8 protein-coding genes are annotated in these 17,311 nt (G+C 63.0%); 7 read left to right on the forward strand and 1 reads right to left on the reverse strand.

The window, feature by feature from the left end:
- Positions 1–108 precede the first annotated feature (108 nt).
- The 6 genes from NKJ20_RS24070 to NKJ20_RS24095 all read left to right on the forward strand — a co-directional run bounded on the left by NKJ20_RS24070 (position 109) and on the right by NKJ20_RS24095 (position 14,906).
- Positions 109–2,034 carry an autotransporter assembly complex protein TamA gene (locus tag NKJ20_RS24070; protein WP_352747498.1) on the forward strand — a complete coding sequence of 642 codons (1,926 nt, stop codon included), beginning with the start codon at positions 109–111 and terminating at the stop codon, positions 2,032–2,034.
- Entirely contained in the window at positions 2,034–8,084 is a 6,051-nt protein-coding gene (locus NKJ20_RS24075) for a translocation/assembly module TamB domain-containing protein (RefSeq protein WP_352747501.1), read from the forward strand. Before NKJ20_RS24070 ends, NKJ20_RS24075 begins: the two co-directional genes overlap by 1 nt.
- 261 nt (positions 8,085–8,345) lie before the next feature.
- On the forward strand, positions 8,346–9,998 hold the full coding sequence (locus NKJ20_RS24080) for an ABC transporter substrate-binding protein (protein WP_352747504.1): 1,653 nt from the start codon (positions 8,346–8,348) through the stop codon (positions 9,996–9,998).
- Positions 9,999–10,218: 220 nt separating this feature from the next.
- Entirely contained in the window at positions 10,219–11,253 is a 1,035-nt protein-coding gene (locus NKJ20_RS24085) for an ABC transporter permease (RefSeq protein ID WP_352747506.1), read from the forward strand.
- An 11-nt stretch (positions 11,254–11,264) separates the two neighbouring features.
- Complete coding sequence (locus NKJ20_RS24090) at positions 11,265–12,422, forward strand: ABC transporter permease (protein ID WP_352456230.1); 1,158 nt, start codon at positions 11,265–11,267, stop codon at positions 12,420–12,422.
- Positions 12,423–12,485: 63 nt separating this feature from the next.
- Positions 12,486–14,906 carry a dipeptide ABC transporter ATP-binding protein gene (locus NKJ20_RS24095; RefSeq protein WP_352747509.1) on the forward strand — a complete coding sequence of 807 codons (2,421 nt, stop codon included), beginning with the start codon at positions 12,486–12,488 and terminating at the stop codon, positions 14,904–14,906.
- Positions 14,907–14,920: 14 nt separating this feature from the next.
- On the opposite strand, the gene NKJ20_RS24100 is transcribed toward NKJ20_RS24095, so the two are convergent.
- Complete coding sequence (locus tag NKJ20_RS24100) at positions 14,921–15,511, reverse strand: transglycosylase SLT domain-containing protein (RefSeq protein WP_352747512.1); 591 nt, start codon at positions 15,509–15,511, stop codon at positions 14,921–14,923.
- Positions 15,512–15,729: 218 nt separating this feature from the next.
- On the opposite strand from NKJ20_RS24100, the gene NKJ20_RS24105 reads away from it, so the two are divergent.
- Positions 15,730–17,268, forward strand: coding sequence for a trimethylamine methyltransferase family protein (locus tag NKJ20_RS24105; protein WP_352747513.1), 1,539 nt, complete (start codon positions 15,730–15,732; stop codon positions 17,266–17,268).
- The last annotated feature ends 43 nt before the right edge of the window (positions 17,269–17,311 follow it).

Here is a 17,311-nt window from a genome sequence, read left to right on the forward strand (position 1 = left end):
GGTGTGAGTTCCAAGCCCTGTCTATTTCAGCAATTGGATTGTGGCCCCTTTACGAGTGCTTCAGAACTTCATTCCAATTTTAGGTTTGTGAGCTAGGCTAGGAGCGAAATGCCGGCGTATGAAAGGCAGATGTCGGGAGGAACCGCGCCACGGCGCGCGCTTTCGCGCGCCCTGCTTTTCGCATTGTTGTGCTCTACTGCACTTGTTGCCGAAACCGGAAGTGCGGCAGCCTTCGAGATTTTCGGCATCAAGCTGTGGGGATCCAAAGACGAAGATGCCGATATCGTCGACCCGCTGCGCTATGCGGTGACGATCGAGGCGCCGGACGCCGACAAGGATCTCGCCGAGAAGCTCGAAAACGCCTCGGCGCTGAAGGCCGACGAGGAACACCCGGTATCCGGTTCTCTCGGCCTGCTGGCCAAGGCGCGCAGTGACCGTGAGCAACTTGTTGCCGCACTCTACGCTGACGCGCGCTACGAGGGTGTGGTCACTATCACGATCCAAGGCAAACCGCTCGACGATCTGCCGCCCGATGCCGAATTTTCGGGTCCGCAGCCGATACCGGTGGTGATAAGCATAGCAGCCGGGCCGAAATTCACGCTTGGCAACATCAGACTGGAAGGCGATGCGGCGGGGCTGGCAAGTGCCGATTTCGGCCTGATCGCCGGCGGTGACGCCAGTTCGGGCGCCGTGCTCAAGGCCGAGGCGGCGATCGTGCGGGCACTCAAGCAAGAAGGCAGGCCGCTGGCCAAGGTGACGGGCCGCGAGATCGTCGCCGAGCACGCCGGTTCGACGCTCGACGTGACGCTTGCCGTCGCGGCCGGCCCGGTCGCCGGCTATGGCGACACCACTGTCGAGGGCACGGAAAAGGTCGACCGCGACTTCACCGAATATATGACCGGCCTTAAGCGCGGGCGCCAATATTCGCCCGATGAGATCGACGATGCGCGCGACCGGCTGCTCGGGCTCGAGGTCTTCAACAGCGTGACGGTGAAGGAAGCCGACGCCCTCGACGCCGAGGGCAACATCCCGATCGGTGTCCAGGTAAGCGAACGCAAGCCGCGCTATTTCGGCATTGGCGGCAGCTTCTCAAACACCGAAGGGCTGGGCCTCGAAGGCTATTGGGGGCATCGCAATCTGTTTGGCCGCGCCGAAAAGCTGCGCATCGACGGCAAGATCAGCGGCATCGGCAGCAACGACTTGACCCAGCTCAATTACAATGCCGGCGTCATGTTCGAAAAGCCGGGCGTGGTCGGGCCGGCGTCGAAATTCATTGCCAGCGTCAATACTGTGCTGGAGCACCCCGACGCCTACGACCATTTCTCGGTCAAGGGCAGCACCGGCCTATCCTACGAACTCGACAAGAAGCAGACGGTTTCCGCGCAAGTCGCGCTGGATTATTCGAGGATCCACGACGCTTTCGGCAAGCACACCTATCTGATCGCCAGCATTCCACTGCAATATGTCTACGACAATCGCGACAGCAAGCTCAATCCGACCCGGGGCTTCAGGGTGCTGGCCTATGGCGAGCCGAGCTACGACATTTTGAGCGGGGCTGCGTTTGTCAAGCTGAAGGGCGAGGGGTCGGCCTACCAGTCACTCGATTCGACCTCGAAATTCGTTTTCGCCGAACGTGTCGCCATCGGCTCTATCATCGGCGCCAGTCTTCAAGATGTTCCGGCAGATCGACGCTTCTACTCAGGCGGCGGCGGTTCGGTGCGCGGCTATGCCTATCAAGGCATCGGCCCGAAGGACAGCAATGGAGAGCCGATCGGCGGGCTTTCCTTCTTCGAGACCTCGGTCGAGATGCGCATCGCCGTCACCGACAAGATCGGCGTCGTGCCGTTCGTCGATGCCGGCACGGTGTCGACCAGGCAGGTCCCCGATTTTTCGGACATGAAGGTCGGCGCGGGTGTAGGCTTGCGCTATCTGACGGCGTTCGGGCCGCTGCGCGTCGACGCGGCGGTGCCGCTCAACCGCGGCCCCGACGATCCTCATTTCGGCATTTATGCCGGCATCGGCCAGGCATTCTGATGGCAATATTCAGGCGCATCCTCCGTATCCTTTTCTACACGCTGCTCATCGTCGTGGCAGCGGCGGTGGGGGCGCTCGTCGTGCTGACCAAAACCGAGCGCGGCCGCGAAAACCTTGCCGGCATCATCTCGACCATGGCCTCGACCGGTGATCGCAAGGTCACTGTCGTCGGCATCGACGGTATCTGGTCGGGCGCGCTGAGGGTCGATCATGTCGTTCTGGAGGATCGCGAAGGCGCCTGGATGGTGGCGCGCAACGTGGCCATCGACTGGTCGCCGCTGGCACTCCTGTCGAAGAGCTTCAGCGCCGATCGCATTGGGGCCGAGCGTATCGAGTTGGCAAGGCTGCCGGTGGCCAATACACAGTCGAGCCAAAGCGGAGCGACGACGCTGCCGGTTTCCATCGACGTCAGGCAACTCGACCTTCCCGAAATCGCGCTCGGGCAGGCTCTGGCCGGCAGCGGTGTCGCCGAACTTGCAGCCAAGGGAGCGCTCAAGGCGGACGCCTCACCATTGGCGATCGAGACCAACCTCAACATCGTTCGCCACGACGGTAAGCAAGGCACGGTCGACGCCAAAGCCCATTTCGCGCCGGCCGACAACAAGCTCGACCTCGACCTTAAGGCATCCGAGCCGGCCGGCGGCATCATCGCCAACCTGCTCAACCTGCCGGGCGCGCCGCCGGTCAACATTGTCGTTTCCGGCACCGGACCGCTCGCCAACTGGAATGGCATCGGGACCTTCGTTGTCGACGGCCGGATCGTCACCCAGCTTACCGGTCGCCATCAGCTCACCGACAAGGGTCATTATGTCGAGGCCAATGGCGATGGCGAATTCGAGCGCTTCCTGCCCGAAACCCTGAAACCGCTGTTTGCCGGCAAGACCACCTTCGACCTCGCCGGCACGGCGACCGCGGCCGGCGGCGTCGATGTCGAGCGCGCCAATATCGACAGCGGCGCCTTGCACGCGACCGCCGCCGGCATTGTCGATCCGAACGGCGCCAGCGACCTTTCGGTGAAGCTCGCCGCAAAGGGGCCGCCGATCGTGCTCAGCCTCGGCAGCGAGGCGCAACCGATAACCGTGGCAATCAAGGATGCCACGGCCCGCGCTTTCGGCGATGGCAAGGCGCCGATGGTGGATATTGGCGCGTCGCTGATCTCGGTGGTGGCGGGCGGCACGCGGGTGGACGACCTGATCGGGCAAGTGCATTCCGATGGTTTCGACATCCAGAACCGTAGCGGGCCGGTCACCATCAAGCTGACGGCGGCCGGCCTGAACACCGACGTCGCGACTTTGGCGCCGCTGGTAACGGGCAGGGTCAGCGCCGGTTTCGACGGCTCCGTCAGCAAGGAACAGATTGTCGTCGACGACGGCACGCTACGCAGCGACGCGCTCAATGCGTCCGTAACAGCCACAGTGGCGCTTGCCGATCTGTCGATGACGCTCAAGATGAATGCCGACGCGGCTTCGACGGCGCTGCCGCCGCAAATCAGCTCGGTTCTCGGCGAGCGCGTGCAGTTTTCCGCAACCGCGACACGCGACCCGGACGGTGCGTTCGCCGCCAACGCATTGCAACTCACCTCGGGCACGCTTAGCGCCAGCGGCACCGCCAGTGCGCAAGGCACCGATATCCGGGCCGATATCAAGGGTACGCTGGGCGACGTGTCGGTGCTGTCGCCGCTGGTCGGCGCCAAGGTCGGCGGCGCCGTCGGTTTCGGGCTTACCGCAAGCGGCGCGCGCAGCGCACCGGATTTCTCGGTTTCGGCCAACAGCGACAGCCTGACGGCGTCCGGCCATGCGGTGAAGCAGATCAAGCTGAGCGCGAGCGGCAAGGCCGATATCGCCAGTCCCGCCGCCGATGTCTCGCTGACCGGCTCGGTCGACGACCAGCCGCTCGACCTCAAGGCATCGCTGGTCACAACCGACGGCAAGCGCTCCATCAATGGACTTGCCGTCTCGTTAGCCGACAACAAGGTCTCCGGCGACCTCGGGCTCGACGACAACCTGCTGCCGCTCGGCACGTTGACCCTCGATGCCGCCGATATTGCTCCGCTGGCCGCACTCGCAGGCCAGTCGGTCGCCGGCGACGTGCGCGGCACCATCCGCTTTGCGAACGACAACGGAGCGCCGACGGTCGCGATCGATGCGACGAGCGCCGTGATTTCGCGCGGCGAACTGGCGGCGAAGACAATCGCCGTCAACGCGCTGGTCGCCAATTATCTCAAAGCACCGGCAATCGCCGGCAAGATCAAGGCCGACACGATCACCTCCGGAACCACGGTGATCAGCGGCATCGATGTCGACCTGAAGCGCGATGGCGACTGGACCGGCTTTAGCGGCGGCGCCACGGTCGCCGGCATTCCGGCCAGCGCGTCCGGGCGGGTCAGGGTTGCGAACGGCACCACCAGCATCGAGCTTGCCTCGGGCGAGGCGGCCATCCGCGGCATCAAGGCAGCTGTCGCGCAGCCATCAGCGCTGACAATCGCCAATGGCAGGGTGGGCATAGAGAAATTGGCGCTCGGTGTCGGTGGTGGTTCGGTTGCCGTGTCGGGTACGGCTGGCCAGACGCTCGATCTCACTGCCACCTTGTCGGCGGTGCCGGCAGCGCTTGCCAATGATTTTTCACCGGGTCTCGATGCCGTGGGCGCGCTCAGCGGCACCGCGCAGGTCACCGGATCGTCGGCTGCCCCAGATATTCGCTTCACCGCCCGGCTCAGCGGCGCCGAAACCAGCCAGACCCGGCAGGCTGGGCTGGGGCCGCTGGATCTCGATGCGGCAGGCCGTTTCTCGTCGGCCAGCGGCCTGGCCATCGAGCAGGCGACGCTTGCCGGCGAGAAAATCTCCGGCAAGGCAGCCGGCACCCTCAATCCGAACGGTGCCAGCGATTTTTCGCTCGACCTGGCCTCTACCGGTCCGAGCCTGCCGTTGTCGCTTGGCAGCAAGGAGAGCCCGATCAAGCTCGAGCTGCAGGCGATATCGCTAACGGCGGCCGGGCAGGGCGCCCAGCCGAAGCTCGACATTTCCGCGACGCTGCCATCGGCCGCCACCAATCTAGCTATGATCGAGGGCATCACGCTTGCGCTGCACTCCGATCGCTTTGACGTGAAAGCCCGGAGCGGGCCGATCTCCGGCACCGTGATTGCCGAAAAAATCGGCCTCGACAATCCGACTATCGCGCCGCTGATCGCCGGCAAGGTCACCGCCAAACTCGCCGGCAGCCTTGCCGCCGATGCCATCGTCATCGATAGCGGCACGGTGACCAGCGACGCGTTGAACAGCGGCTTCAACGGGCGGGTCTCGCTGGCCGACGGCGCCATCGACCTCAATGTCAAGGCGGACGCCGCCTCGGCGGCACTGCCGGGGGCGGTACGTGGCGTGCTCGCCGAGCGAACGCAATTCAGTGCCGCGCTGAAGCGGGACGCCAATGGCAATGTCACCGCCAATACCGTCAGGCTGTCGTCCGGTTCGCTGACGGCAGACGGCCAGGCGAGCCTTGCCGACAACAAGCTCAGCGCCGACGTCAAAGGCGCACTAGGCGACGTCTCGCTGCTGTCCAAGGATGCCAGAGGCGCTATTTCTTTCGCGCTGAATGCGCAAGGCGCCAGCACTGCGCCGGATCTGTCGCTGACTGTCAACAGCGACAAGCTTTCGGTGGCCGCGCGTGAGATCACCGGATTGAAGCTCACCGCCACCGGCAAGGCTGATGCGGCCAACCCGGCTGCGAATGTGCAACTCACCGGAAATGTCGCGGGCCAGTCGCTGCAGGGCAGCGCCGTGCTGGCGACATCGGACGGCAAGCGCGCCATCAACGGGCTTTTGCTGTCGCTCGGCAAGAACCGTATCTCCGGCGACCTGGCGCTCGACGATGCCTTCCTGCCGGCCGGCACCGTGGCGCTCGACCTGCCCGATATCGGTCCGCTTGCGGCCCTGGCACTGGAAAAGGCCGATGGTGATGTGCGCGGCACGATCGCCTTCTCCAAGGCGGGCACCGTGCCGCAAGTCGCCGTCAAGGCGACGACGGCCTCGATCTCGCGCGGCGATGTCTCGGCCAAGGCCGTGAGCATCGATGCGCTGATCGCCAACTATCTGGCGGCACCGGTGATCTCGGGCAAAATCCGTGCCGACAGCGTAACTTCCGGCGGCACGGCTATTCGGGGCGTCAACGTCGATCTCAAGCGCGACGGCGAATGGACCGGCTTTTCCGGTGGCGCCACCATCAAGGATATTCCGCTGAGGGCGGCCGGCCGGGTCAAGGCGGTCAAGGGCACGACGACGGTCGAACTTGCCTCCGGCGAGGCGACCATCCGCGGCATCAAGGCGGCCATTGCCCAGGCCTCGACCATCAACATCGCCAATGGAGTGACCAGCCTCGACAGGCTGGTGCTCAACCTCGGCGGCGGCACGGCGACGGTCACGGGCAAGGCTGGGCAGGCGTTCGACCTCAACGCGACGCTGGCCCGCGTCCCGATCTCGATAGCCAACAGTTTTTCGCCGGGCCTTGATGCCGCCGGTTCCATCTCGGGCACGGTGAAGGTGACGGGGGCGCCGGCCAATCCGGCCGTTGCCTTCAAGATCGACGCCGCAGGCGTTCAGACGTCGCAGACCCGCGGTGCAGGTTTCGGCGGCATGGGCGTCTCATCCTCAGGTACGTATTCGGGCAACAGGCTGACCTTCGACGCCAACATGAGCGATGCCGCCGGTCTCGGCCTCAAGGGCGGCGGCACGATGACGACATCAGGCGGGCCCACCCTTGATCTCAACTTTTCCGGCAAGGTGCCGTTCGCCTTCCTCACCAGGACACTCGCTGCGCAAGGCCTGTCCTTGAGCGGCACGGCCGACGTCGATGTGCAGGTGCGCGGCCCGGCGACGTCGCCGGTGATCTCAGGCACGGTCCGCACGTCGGGCGCCCGTCTGGTCGATGCGCGATCGGGGCTTGCGATCAACGACATCACTGCCGATGTCGCTATCGGCAATGGCGTGGCCAGGATCAACCGCCTGACCGGCACGCTGTCGACACGCGGCAGCCTTTCGGCCAGCGGCACCGTCGGCATCGATCCGGCAAAAGGTTTTCCGGCCGACCTGTCGGTCAAGCTCGTCGATGGCCGCTATACCGACGGCAAGGTGGTCACCGCCAATCTCGGCGGCGACCTGACCATCAAGGGACCGCTCACCTCCGCGCCGGTGATTTCCGGTACCGTCAACCTGGCCAAGACCGTCATCACCGTACCCGAAAGGCTACCCGGCTCGCTGGCCGAGCTCAACGTCAAGCACAAGAATGCGCCGCCAGCCGTGCGTGCACAGGACAAGGCGTTGCGCCCGGCCGCAGCAAGCAGCGGCGGTGGAGGCAGCGGCCTCAACCTCGACGTCACGGTCAATGCGCCGAGCCAGATCTTCATCCAGGGCAGGGGCGTCGACGCCGAGCTCGGCGGTTCGCTGCGGCTGACAGGTCCGGCGTCGTCACCCCAGGCGGTCGGCACCTTCACCTTGCGGCGCGGGCGGCTGACGATCCTTGCAAAGCGGCTGACCTTCACCGAGGGCACCGTCGGTTTTTCCGGCTCTCTGGTGCCCTACCTCAATCTCACGGCGCAATCGAAGACGACCAGCGCCACCGTGACCATCGTGGTGTCGGGCGAGGCGAACAACCCGAAATTCACCTTCTCCTCGGTACCGGTGCTGCCGGAGGACGAGGTGCTGGCGCAGCTGATCTTCGGCCGTTCGATGTCGAACCTGTCGCCGCTGCAGATCGCGCAGCTTGCCGAGGCTGCCGGACAACTGGCCGGCGTCGGCGGCTCGACCTCCCTGCTGCAGAACCTGCGCAGCGCAATCGGCGTCGACGATCTCGACGTAATCACCGATGAACAGGGCGGCACCGCCGTCTCGGCGGGCAAGTATCTCAACGACCGCACCTATGTGACGATCCAGAAGGGCGACAGGCCGGGCTCGGGCAAGGCAACCGTCGATCTCGACGTTGGGCGCGGCGTCAAGCTGCGTGGCGAGGCAACCGACGCCGGCGAAGCCAAAGGCGGTGTTTTCTACGAACAGGAATATTGAAACCGGCCGTTCGCGCAGAACAACTGGTTGCCTGAAGAACGAGCGGCGCAGCGGCGAATGTCCCAGTTTAATTGCCCGTTGAGATTTCAGACGAAATCCCTGGCGCAGTAGCAAATTTGCGCCAAGACTGTCGTTATCGCGCGAACCGCCCTGCTTTCAAAGTTGCACATTCCTTGGCATGTTCCCAATCCGTGCCGTCTTTGACATCATGGCGCGGATGCGGAATGTTAAAAGGCAGAAAGCCAACAATGGGAGTTAGTCATGACGATCTACAAGAGTAACGGCGACCGCGTTCCCGATCACATCCTGGCCCTGGCCGAAGATGCCAAGGCAGGCAAGATGGATCGTCGCGAATTTCTGGCTCTCGCCAGCGTCTTCGGCGCGTCGACGGCGATGGCTTATGGCATGCTTGGCCTCGCAGACCCCACGCCGGCCAAGGCGGAAGAGGTGAAGGGCAAGAAAGGCGGCATACTGAAGGTCGCGCAATGGATCAAGGATCCGAAGGATCCGCGCAAGTCCGACTGGTCGGAAATCGCCAATGCCGAGCGCCAGGCGCTCGAGCCGCTGGTCAAATACACCACCGAATACACGTTCCGCCCCTATCTGCTGGAGAGCTGGGACGTGAATGACGACGCCACCGAATACACGCTGCATGTGCGCAAAGGCGTCACCTGGAACAACGGCGATCCGTTCACCGCAGACGACGTCATCTTCAACCTCAAGCGTTGGGCCGACAAGAAGGCCGAAGGCAATTCCATGCCAGGTCGCCTCGGTTCGCTGGTCAAGGACGACAAGCTGGATGAGAGCGCGGTGACCAAGGTCGATGACCACACGATCAAGCTGACGCTCAGCAAGCCGGATATCGCCCTCATTCCCAACGTGTGCGACTATCCCGGCCTCATCGTCCACAAGACGTTCGACGAAAAAGGCGGCGACTTCAAGTCCTGCCCGATCGGCACTGGGCCGTTCGAGCTGGTCTCCTACGATGTCGGCCAGAAGGTGGTCTACAAGCGTCGTGAAGATAACAAGTGGTGGGACGGCGAGGTCTTCCTCGACGGCATCGAGTTCATCGACTACGGAACCGATCCGGCGGCCATGGTCAGCGCCTTCGAGGCAGGCGAAGTGCACACCAACTTCGAAACCTCGGCCGACTATGTGTCCATTCTCGACGGCATGGACTTGGCGAAGTCGGAGGTCGTCACCGCGTCGACGATCGTCTGCCGCACCAACGTCACAAACAAGCCTTACGGCGACCAGAAGGTTCGCAACGCCCTGCAGCTCGCGGTCGACAACAATGTCGTCCTCCAGCTCGGCTACGGGAATGCCGGCACGGTTGCCGAAAACCACCATGTCGCCCCGATCCATCCGGAATACTATGAATTGCCGAAGATTGCTCGCGACCCGGCCAAGGCAAAGGCGCTGATGGCCGAAGCCGGCCAGGCCGATTTCGAGCACGAGCTGATCACGGTCGACGAAGACTGGCACAAGAACACAGGCGACGCAATCGCCGCGCAGATGCGCGACGCCGGCATCAAGGTCAAGCGTACGGTGCTGCCGGGTTCGACCTTCTGGAACGACTGGACGAAGTATCCGCTGTCGATGACCAACTGGAACATGCGGCCGCTCGGCGTCCAGGTTCTGGCGATCGGCTATCGCACAGGTGAGGCCTGGAACGAGACGGCCTGGTCGAATCCGGAGTGGGATGCCAAGCTCAACGCTGCGCTGGCAGTTGCCGACGCCGCCAAGCGCAAGGAAATGATGAAGGATATCGAGCAGATCCTGCAGGATTCCGGCATTATCATCCAGCCTTATTGGCGCAAGCTCTACAGCCATTCGGTCAAGGCGGTGCAGAACTACAAGATGCACCCGACCTTCGAGCGCGACTACGGCAAGGTCTGGCTCGACCAGGCCTGACCGGACGATCCGGAAAGGGGCGTCTCGCCCCTTTCCCTCGCTCTTTGCATGGTCCTTGGACCGGAAGTCGGCGCAGCAAAAAGTTGCGGACTCTTCGGCCTGGGTCTGCAATAAAAAGGGTATTGCATCTGGGACTGGTCTGAAGGCTTGTTCTGCCGCTGGCGGCAGCGCACGGCTTGCAAACCGGTTCCACCCCCAACCCGACCGGCAGGGGACCGCCATGCTTTCTTTCGTTATCAGGCGTCTCGGCACCATGGCAGTGACGATGCTGTGCCTGACGATGATCGTCTTCTTCCTGGTCAATCTCGGGCCTAATCTGAAGAAGCTCGCGATCAGCCAGACCGAAATGCACACATCCGCCGAGCAGCTTGAGGCTTGGCTGGTCAACCATGGCTATCGGCAGAATTTCTTTATCCGCTACGGCCAATGGCTGGGCGTCGTGCCCAAGCAGCCGGTGACCGACCCGGCGACCGGCAAGCCCGCACAGCGTTTCTCCTTCTGCAACGATCCGGTCGTGCCGACATTCTCCGGCATCCTGCAAGGCGATTTCGGTTGCTCGACCAAGTTCAAGACGACGGTCGCTTCGAAACTCTTTCCGGCGCTCAGCGCCACCGGCATCCTGATGCTCTGCGTGCTGGCCGTAATGGTGCCGATCTCGCTTTTGATCGGTATTCTCGCCGGCATGCGCGAAGGTTCACGCACCGACCGCACATTATCGGTGGCTTCGATCGCCTCGACGGCGACGCCCGAATATGTTTCGGGCGTCATCTTCACCGTGATCTTTGCCTCCTGGCTCGGCGTGCTGAACGGTTCGGCGGCCTCGGCCAGCCAGGGCATCACCTTCTATAATTTCACCTTACCGGTGATGACGCTGGCGATATACGGCATCGGCTACATCGCTCGCATGACCCGCGCCTCGATGGTGGAGGTGATGACACAGCAATATATCCGAACCGCCCGGCTGAAGGGCCTCTCCTTCGGCAGCGTGGTGATAAAGCACGCTCTGCGCAACGCGCTGATCGCGCCATTCACGGTCATCATGCTGCAGTTCCCCTGGCTGCTCACCGGCGTCGTCATCGTCGAGGTGATGTTCCGCTACCAGGGGTTCGGCTACACCCTGGTCGAGGCCGCCGGCAACAACGACATCGATCTTCTGCTCGGGTGCTCGCTGGTCTCGGTGTTTATCGTCCTGATCACACAGCTCATCTCCGATGTCGGCTACGCGTTCCTCAATCCGCGCATCAGAGTTCAATAGGAGACCGGCGGATGCAGGTCGAATATCTCAGCGCCTTCAACGTCGTACTCGGCGTGCTTACCCGCTTCTGGCCGGTCTGGATCGCTCTCGCCCTGGTGATGGGGGCGAGCTTCGGCTACAAGAAGAAGCTAGGCCTTTACGGCCAGCTTTTCGACAGCGGCGTCGGCATCGTCGGCGTCGGCATCTGCCTGTTCTGGCTGTTTACGGCGATCTTCGCGTCGACCATCTCGCCCTTCGATCCGCTCGCCCAAGTGCCGATCATGAAGGACGCGCTGCCGGGCGCAATCGAGCCGGGGTCGAAACTTGTATACTATTTCGGCGGCGACAAGCTCGCCCGCGACGTGTTCTCCCGCATGGTCTATGGCAGCCAGATCGTGCTGATCATCGCGCCGGCGGCGACCGGTTTTGCGCTGATGGTCGGCATTACGCTCGGCCTGCCGGCCGGCTATTATGGCGGCAAGATCGATACGGTGCTGTCCTTCCTCGCCAACCTTGTGCTGGCCTTCCCGGTGATCCTCCTGTTCTACCTGCTGGTGACGCCGGGCATCATGGACACGCCGATCCCCTACGCGATGGCAGGGCTGTTCTTCCTGTTTCCGATCATCTTCTTCAGTGTGCTGTTCTGGACGCGCTACAAGAACCGCCCCGACCGCCTCTATATCCTGCTTGGCCTGACGTTGGTACTTGGCGGCTGGATCTATGCAGGCCTTGTCTTCGATGCCGATCCGTTCAAGATCATCCACATCGATCCCAACCAGCTCAATATCTTCGTGGCGGTGGTGTTCGCCTCCAGCCCCGGCGTGTTCCGTATCGTGCGTGGCCTGGTCATGGATATCAAAACGCGCGACTATGTTGCGGCGGCACAAACGCGCGGTGAATCGCCCTGGTACATCATGCTGTGGGAGATATTGCCCAATGCGCGCGGGCCGCTGATCGTCGACGCCTGCCTGCGCATCGGCTACACCACGATCCTGCTTGGCACGCTCGGCTATTTCGGGCTGGGACTGGCGCCGGAAAGCCCGGACTGGGGCACGGCGATCAAGGATGCCAGCCGGCTGCTGCGCTCCTTCATCCACCCGGCGCTGCCGCCGACGATCGCATTGATGTCGTTCGTGCTCGGCCTCAACCTCCTGGCGGATTCGTTGCGCGAACAGTCTATGAAAGATTGATGCCGGGAAGATCGATGCCGGGTTCGGCCCGACATGCCTGAAGAACAAGGATTGGAGCGACCCATGAATGAGGCAGTTCGAAATCCCGCCAAGCCGACCAATGGGCCGACCAATGGGCCGATCATCGAGATCGAGAACCTGTCGATCTCCTTCTTCACCCGCAAGGGCGAGATCCCGGCCGTCATGGATTTTTCCTGCACGGTCATGCCTGGCGAGGCGATGGGTATTGTCGGCGAATCCGGCTGCGGCAAGTCGACCGTGTCGCTGGGCATCATGCGCGACCTCTCCAACATCGGAAAGATTGTCGGCGGAAAGATCAAATTCCAGGGCAAGGACATGGGAGAACTGTCCGACGAAGAACTGCGAGCTATCCGCGGCAACAAGATCGCGATGATCTACCAGGAGCCGATGGCCAGTCTTAACCCGGCGATGAAGGTCGGCCAGCAGCTGATGGAAGTGCCACTGATCCACGACAAGGTGTCGAAGGACGAAGCTTACAAACGCGCCTTGGAAATGGTGCGCGCGGTGAAGCTGCCGGATCCCGAGCGCATGATGCGTTCCTACCCGCACCAGCTTTCCGGCGGCCAGCAGCAGCGCATCGTCATTGCCATGGCGCTGCTGTCGAAGCCTGCGCTGCTTCTGCTCGACGAGCCGACGACAGCGCTCGACGTGACGGTTGAGGCCGGCATCGTCGACCTGGTCAAGGGGCTGGGCGAGAAGTTCGGCACCTCGATGATCTTCGTGTCGCACAATCTCGGCCTGATCCTGGAGACCTGCGACCGCATCACGGTGATGTATTCGGGCGAAGCGGTGGAGACGGGCAAGATCAAGGACGTCTTCGACCGGATGCGCCATCCCTACACGCAAGGCCTGTTCCGCTCGATCCCGCTGCCGGGCGCCGACAAGAATTCGCGGCCGCTGATATCCATCCCGGGGCAGTTGCCGCTACCGCACGAGCGGCCGAAGGGCTGCAATTTCGGCCCGCGCTGCCACCATTTCGTCGAGGGCGTCTGCAACGCCGCCGAAATTCCGATGATCGCGGTCGAAGGCCATGACGGGCATTTCTCGCGCTGTGTGCGCTTCAACGAGATCGACTGGGAGGCGCTGCCACCCGGCGCCAAGAAGGTTAACGAACGGGTGGTGCCCGGTGCGCCGGTGCTCCAGATCGAAGACCTCCGGAAGTACTACAAGGTCGGCGGCAGCGAAGTGTTCGGCTCGAGCGAGGGCCGTGTCGTCAAGGCCAATGAGACGATCTCGTTCATGGCGCGCGAATCCGAGACCGTCGCTATCGTCGGCGAATCCGGCTGCGGAAAATCGACCCTGGCCAAGGTGCTGCTCGGCCTCGAAACGGCAAGCTCCGGCCGCGTCAAGCTCGGCAACAAGGAGATCCAGTCGACCGGGATCGAGAAGCGCAGCGTTGACACGGTGTCATCGATCCAGATGGTGTTCCAAAATCCGTTCGACACGCTCAATCCCAGCCATTCGGTCGGTTCGCAGATCATCCGTACGCTGGAAAAGTTCAATGTCGGCGACACGGTGGCCGACCGCCGCAAGCGGATGCTGGAATTGCTCGACCTGGTGAAGCTGCCGAGGGCGTTCGAGTCGCGCAAGCCGCGCCAGCTTTCAGGCGGCCAGAAACAGCGCATCGGCGTTGCGCGTGCCTTTGCCGGCGACGCCAAGGTGGTGGTGGCCGACGAGCCGGTCTCGGCACTGGATGTGTCGGTCCAGGCCGCGGTGACCGAGCTCTTGATGGACATCCAGCGCAAGAACAAGACGACGATGCTGTTCATCAGCCACGATCTGTCCGTGGTGCGCTACATCGCCGACCGCGTCGTCGTCATGTATCTCGGCTATATCGTTGAGCAAGGCACGACCGACCAGATATTCGCGCCGCCCTATCACCCCTATACCGAGGCATTGCTGTCGGCGATCCCTATCGCCGACACAAGCGTGGTCAAGAAGCACATCGTGCTGGAGGGCGACATCCCTTCGGCGATGAACCCGCCGTCCGGCTGTCCGTTCCAGACGCGCTGCGGCTACAAGAAACTGGTGCCGGACAACCTTTGCGAAACCACGGTGCCGCCAGTCAAAAATCTCGGCGACGGCCATATGAGCTTGTGCTGGCTGTCCGACGACGTGCTGGCGAAAATGGAGCCGGTGATCAAATTCGACAAGGAGCACGCCGCGAATGAGGGCGTGCCGGATGATGCAAACCACGGTGTTGGCCCGGGCTTTGCCGGAGATCCGCCCAAGCGCCCGCATGGAAAGACTGGCAGCGTTGAAGCCGATGCCGAGGGTCAGGCAGTGGAGAATGCCGAAGCGGTCGCCAAAGCCCGCCGTCACGAGGTTCGCGACGAGGTTTCAGAGACCGGCACCTCAAGCTCTGCCGACAGCCAGGTGGCACCAATCATGCCGCCGACTGTCGGCGACGGCCGACAGGCCGAGGACGCCACGCGCAAGCCGCGCAAACCCAAGGGCGGCTGAGAGCCGTTAATAGGCTAGGGCGCGCATTGCCGTAGCTGCGCGGCGTAGTCCTGCGCCATCTGTTCGGTGGCGTGCGCATAGCGCTGCACGTCGGCGTCGCCGCGATTGCCGCGCTTATAGGCATTCCAGCCGAGATAGTAGGCGAGATACAGATTGTAGGTGTCGTTGCGGGCGACGCCGAGGGTCTCGGCGGTCTTGGAATGATACCAGCCGACGAAATCGACGGCATCGGCAAACCTGGTGCGGCGCGCCGCCCAGCTGCCGGTCTCGTTCTGGTATTGCGTCCAGGTGCCGTCGAGCGCCTGCGAGAAGCCGGTGGCGCTGGAGATATGTTTCCAGGGAATGAAGCCCAGCAGCTTGGTGCGCGGCGGCCTGGCGTTGCTCTTGTAGCCGGATTCCTTGCGCACCGTCGCCATCAGCACGGGAACCGGCACGCCGTATTTCTGCTCGGTGCGTTGTGCCGCCGCCTGCCAATTGTCGAACCAGCCGTCATTCTGGTCGAAAACGGCGCAGACATCGTTGATGTGGTTCGGCGGCGTCGCGCAGGCCGAAAGCGCCAGCGGCACGGCAATCGCTACAATTTTACTAAAGCTCAACCTACGCATTGCAAGAGCATTAGGCCGAAAACATAAAAGGAATCTTGCTGTGTTCCTTAACGGCTCATCGGCCGCTTTGCCTGACGCGGAACAAGTATAACCATTCCGACGTTTGTTGTCGCTTTTACCGATGTGAAATTCCCGGAATGCCGCCTTGGCTAAAATCACGCCCGCAGGTGGCGGATTCTTGACAGCTCGATCCTCGTGCCGGCGCTTTGATGCGCCGCATGAGCGAACCAAGACGCAAGCGCGGCGCCGAGCGAACCAGCAACAGGGGACCGACCGCCATCCCGCAACTGCCGCTCAGGCGGGTGACAAACCCTTATCCGCCGATGGCGATGCTCTCGGCCGACCAGATCGAGGCGATCCACCAGGCGTCGATGCATGTCCTGGAGAATTTCGGCATCGAGGTGATGAGCCCGCGGGCGCTGTCGCTGTTCGAGAAGGCCGGGGCCAAGGTCGATCATGCCACGATGAACGTCCGCATCGATCGCGGCATGATCGAGGAAGCGCTGAAGACGACGCCGTCCAGCTATACGCTGACGCCGCGCAATCCCGCCCATGCCGTCCACCTCGGCGGCAATACCATCAACTTCACGCTCGTCGCCGGGCCGCCGAATGTGCACGACATGGAGCGCGGCCGCCGTGCCGGCAATTTGCGCGATTATTCCGATCTCGTCCGGCTGGCGCAGCATTTCAACTGCATCCACATGCTAGGCAACCAGGTCTGCGCGCCGGTAGAATTGCCGGCGAATTCCCGTCATCTCGACACCTATTTCGCCAATCTGACACTGACCGACAAAAGCTTTCACGTCTCGGCCATCGGCCGCGGCCGGGCGCTCGACGGCATCGAAATGATGGCAATCGCGCGCGGACTGACGCTTGACGAGATGCGCCACGATCCCGGCGTCACCACGATCATTTCGGTCAATTCGCCGCGCCGCTTCGACGAGATGATGGCCGAGGGGCTGATGACGATGGCCGAATTCGGCCAGTCGGTGGCGGTAACGCCATTCACGCTGATGGGGGCGATGAGCCCGGTGACGCTTGCCGGCGCGCTCGCCCAGCAGAATGCCGAGGCGCTGTTCGGCGTGGTGCTGACGCAGCTCGTCCGCCCCGGCGCGCCGGTGATGTATGGCGCCTTCACCTCCAATGTCGATATGAAATCGGGAGCGCCGGCGTTCGGCACGCCTGAAAACACCAAGGCGAATATCGCGTCCGGACAGTTGGCGCGGCGTTACAACCTGCCTTATCGCACAACGCCGGGCTCGGCTTCCAATGCCGCCGACGCGCAAGGCGCCTATGAGACGCTGATGGCGCTGTGGGGCGCGGTGCTCGGCCATGGCAACCTGGTCTACCATGCCGCCGGCTGGCAAGAGGGCGGACTGACAGCGTCGTTCGAAAAGTTCATCATCGACGTCGAGATGATCCAGCACATGATGGAGTTTTTGCGCCCGATCGAGGTCAACGAGGCCGAGCTTGCTGTCGAGGCTCTGGGTGCGGTTCCGACCGGCGGCCACTTCTTCGGCGAGCCGCACACTCTGGAGCGCTACGCCACAGCCTTCTACCAGCCGATGCTGTCCAACTGGCAAAATTTCGAGGCCTGGCAGGAGGCTGGCGGGCTCGATGCCACGGCGCGGGCGACGAGGCTTTGGAAGAAGGCGCTGGAGGACTATGTCGAGCCGGTGATGGAAGTCTCCAGGCGCGAGGCGCTTGAGACGTACGTGGCCAAGCGCAAGGAAGCGATCGGGCAAAGCGAGCCGTGATGATCGAAGGCTCGCGCTCGTGGGGCTCCTCCCCGAATTCATC

Source organism: Mesorhizobium sp. M0185, assembly GCF_040322175.1.
In the GTDB taxonomy this organism is placed as follows: Bacteria; Pseudomonadota; Alphaproteobacteria; order Rhizobiales; family Rhizobiaceae; genus Mesorhizobium.

Excerpts from the sequence above, each read along its gene's own strand:
- NKJ20_RS24070 (WP_352747498.1), top strand. The coding sequence starts at position 109 with ATGCCGGCGTATGAAAGGCAGATGTCGGGAGGAACCGCGCCACGGCGC.
- NKJ20_RS24075 (WP_352747501.1), top strand. The coding sequence starts at position 2,034 with ATGGCAATATTCAGGCGCATCCTCCGTATCCTTTTCTACACGCTGCTC.
- NKJ20_RS24080 (WP_352747504.1), top strand. The coding sequence starts at position 8,346 with ATGACGATCTACAAGAGTAACGGCGACCGCGTTCCCGATCACATCCTG.
- NKJ20_RS24085 (WP_352747506.1), top strand. The coding sequence starts at position 10,219 with ATGCTTTCTTTCGTTATCAGGCGTCTCGGCACCATGGCAGTGACGATG.
- NKJ20_RS24090 (WP_352456230.1), top strand. The coding sequence starts at position 11,265 with ATGCAGGTCGAATATCTCAGCGCCTTCAACGTCGTACTCGGCGTGCTT.
- NKJ20_RS24095 (WP_352747509.1), top strand. The coding sequence starts at position 12,486 with ATGAATGAGGCAGTTCGAAATCCCGCCAAGCCGACCAATGGGCCGACC.
- NKJ20_RS24100 (WP_352747512.1), bottom strand. The coding sequence starts at position 15,511 with ATGCGTAGGTTGAGCTTTAGTAAAATTGTAGCGATTGCCGTGCCGCTG.
- NKJ20_RS24105 (WP_352747513.1), top strand. The coding sequence starts at position 15,730 with ATGAGCGAACCAAGACGCAAGCGCGGCGCCGAGCGAACCAGCAACAGG.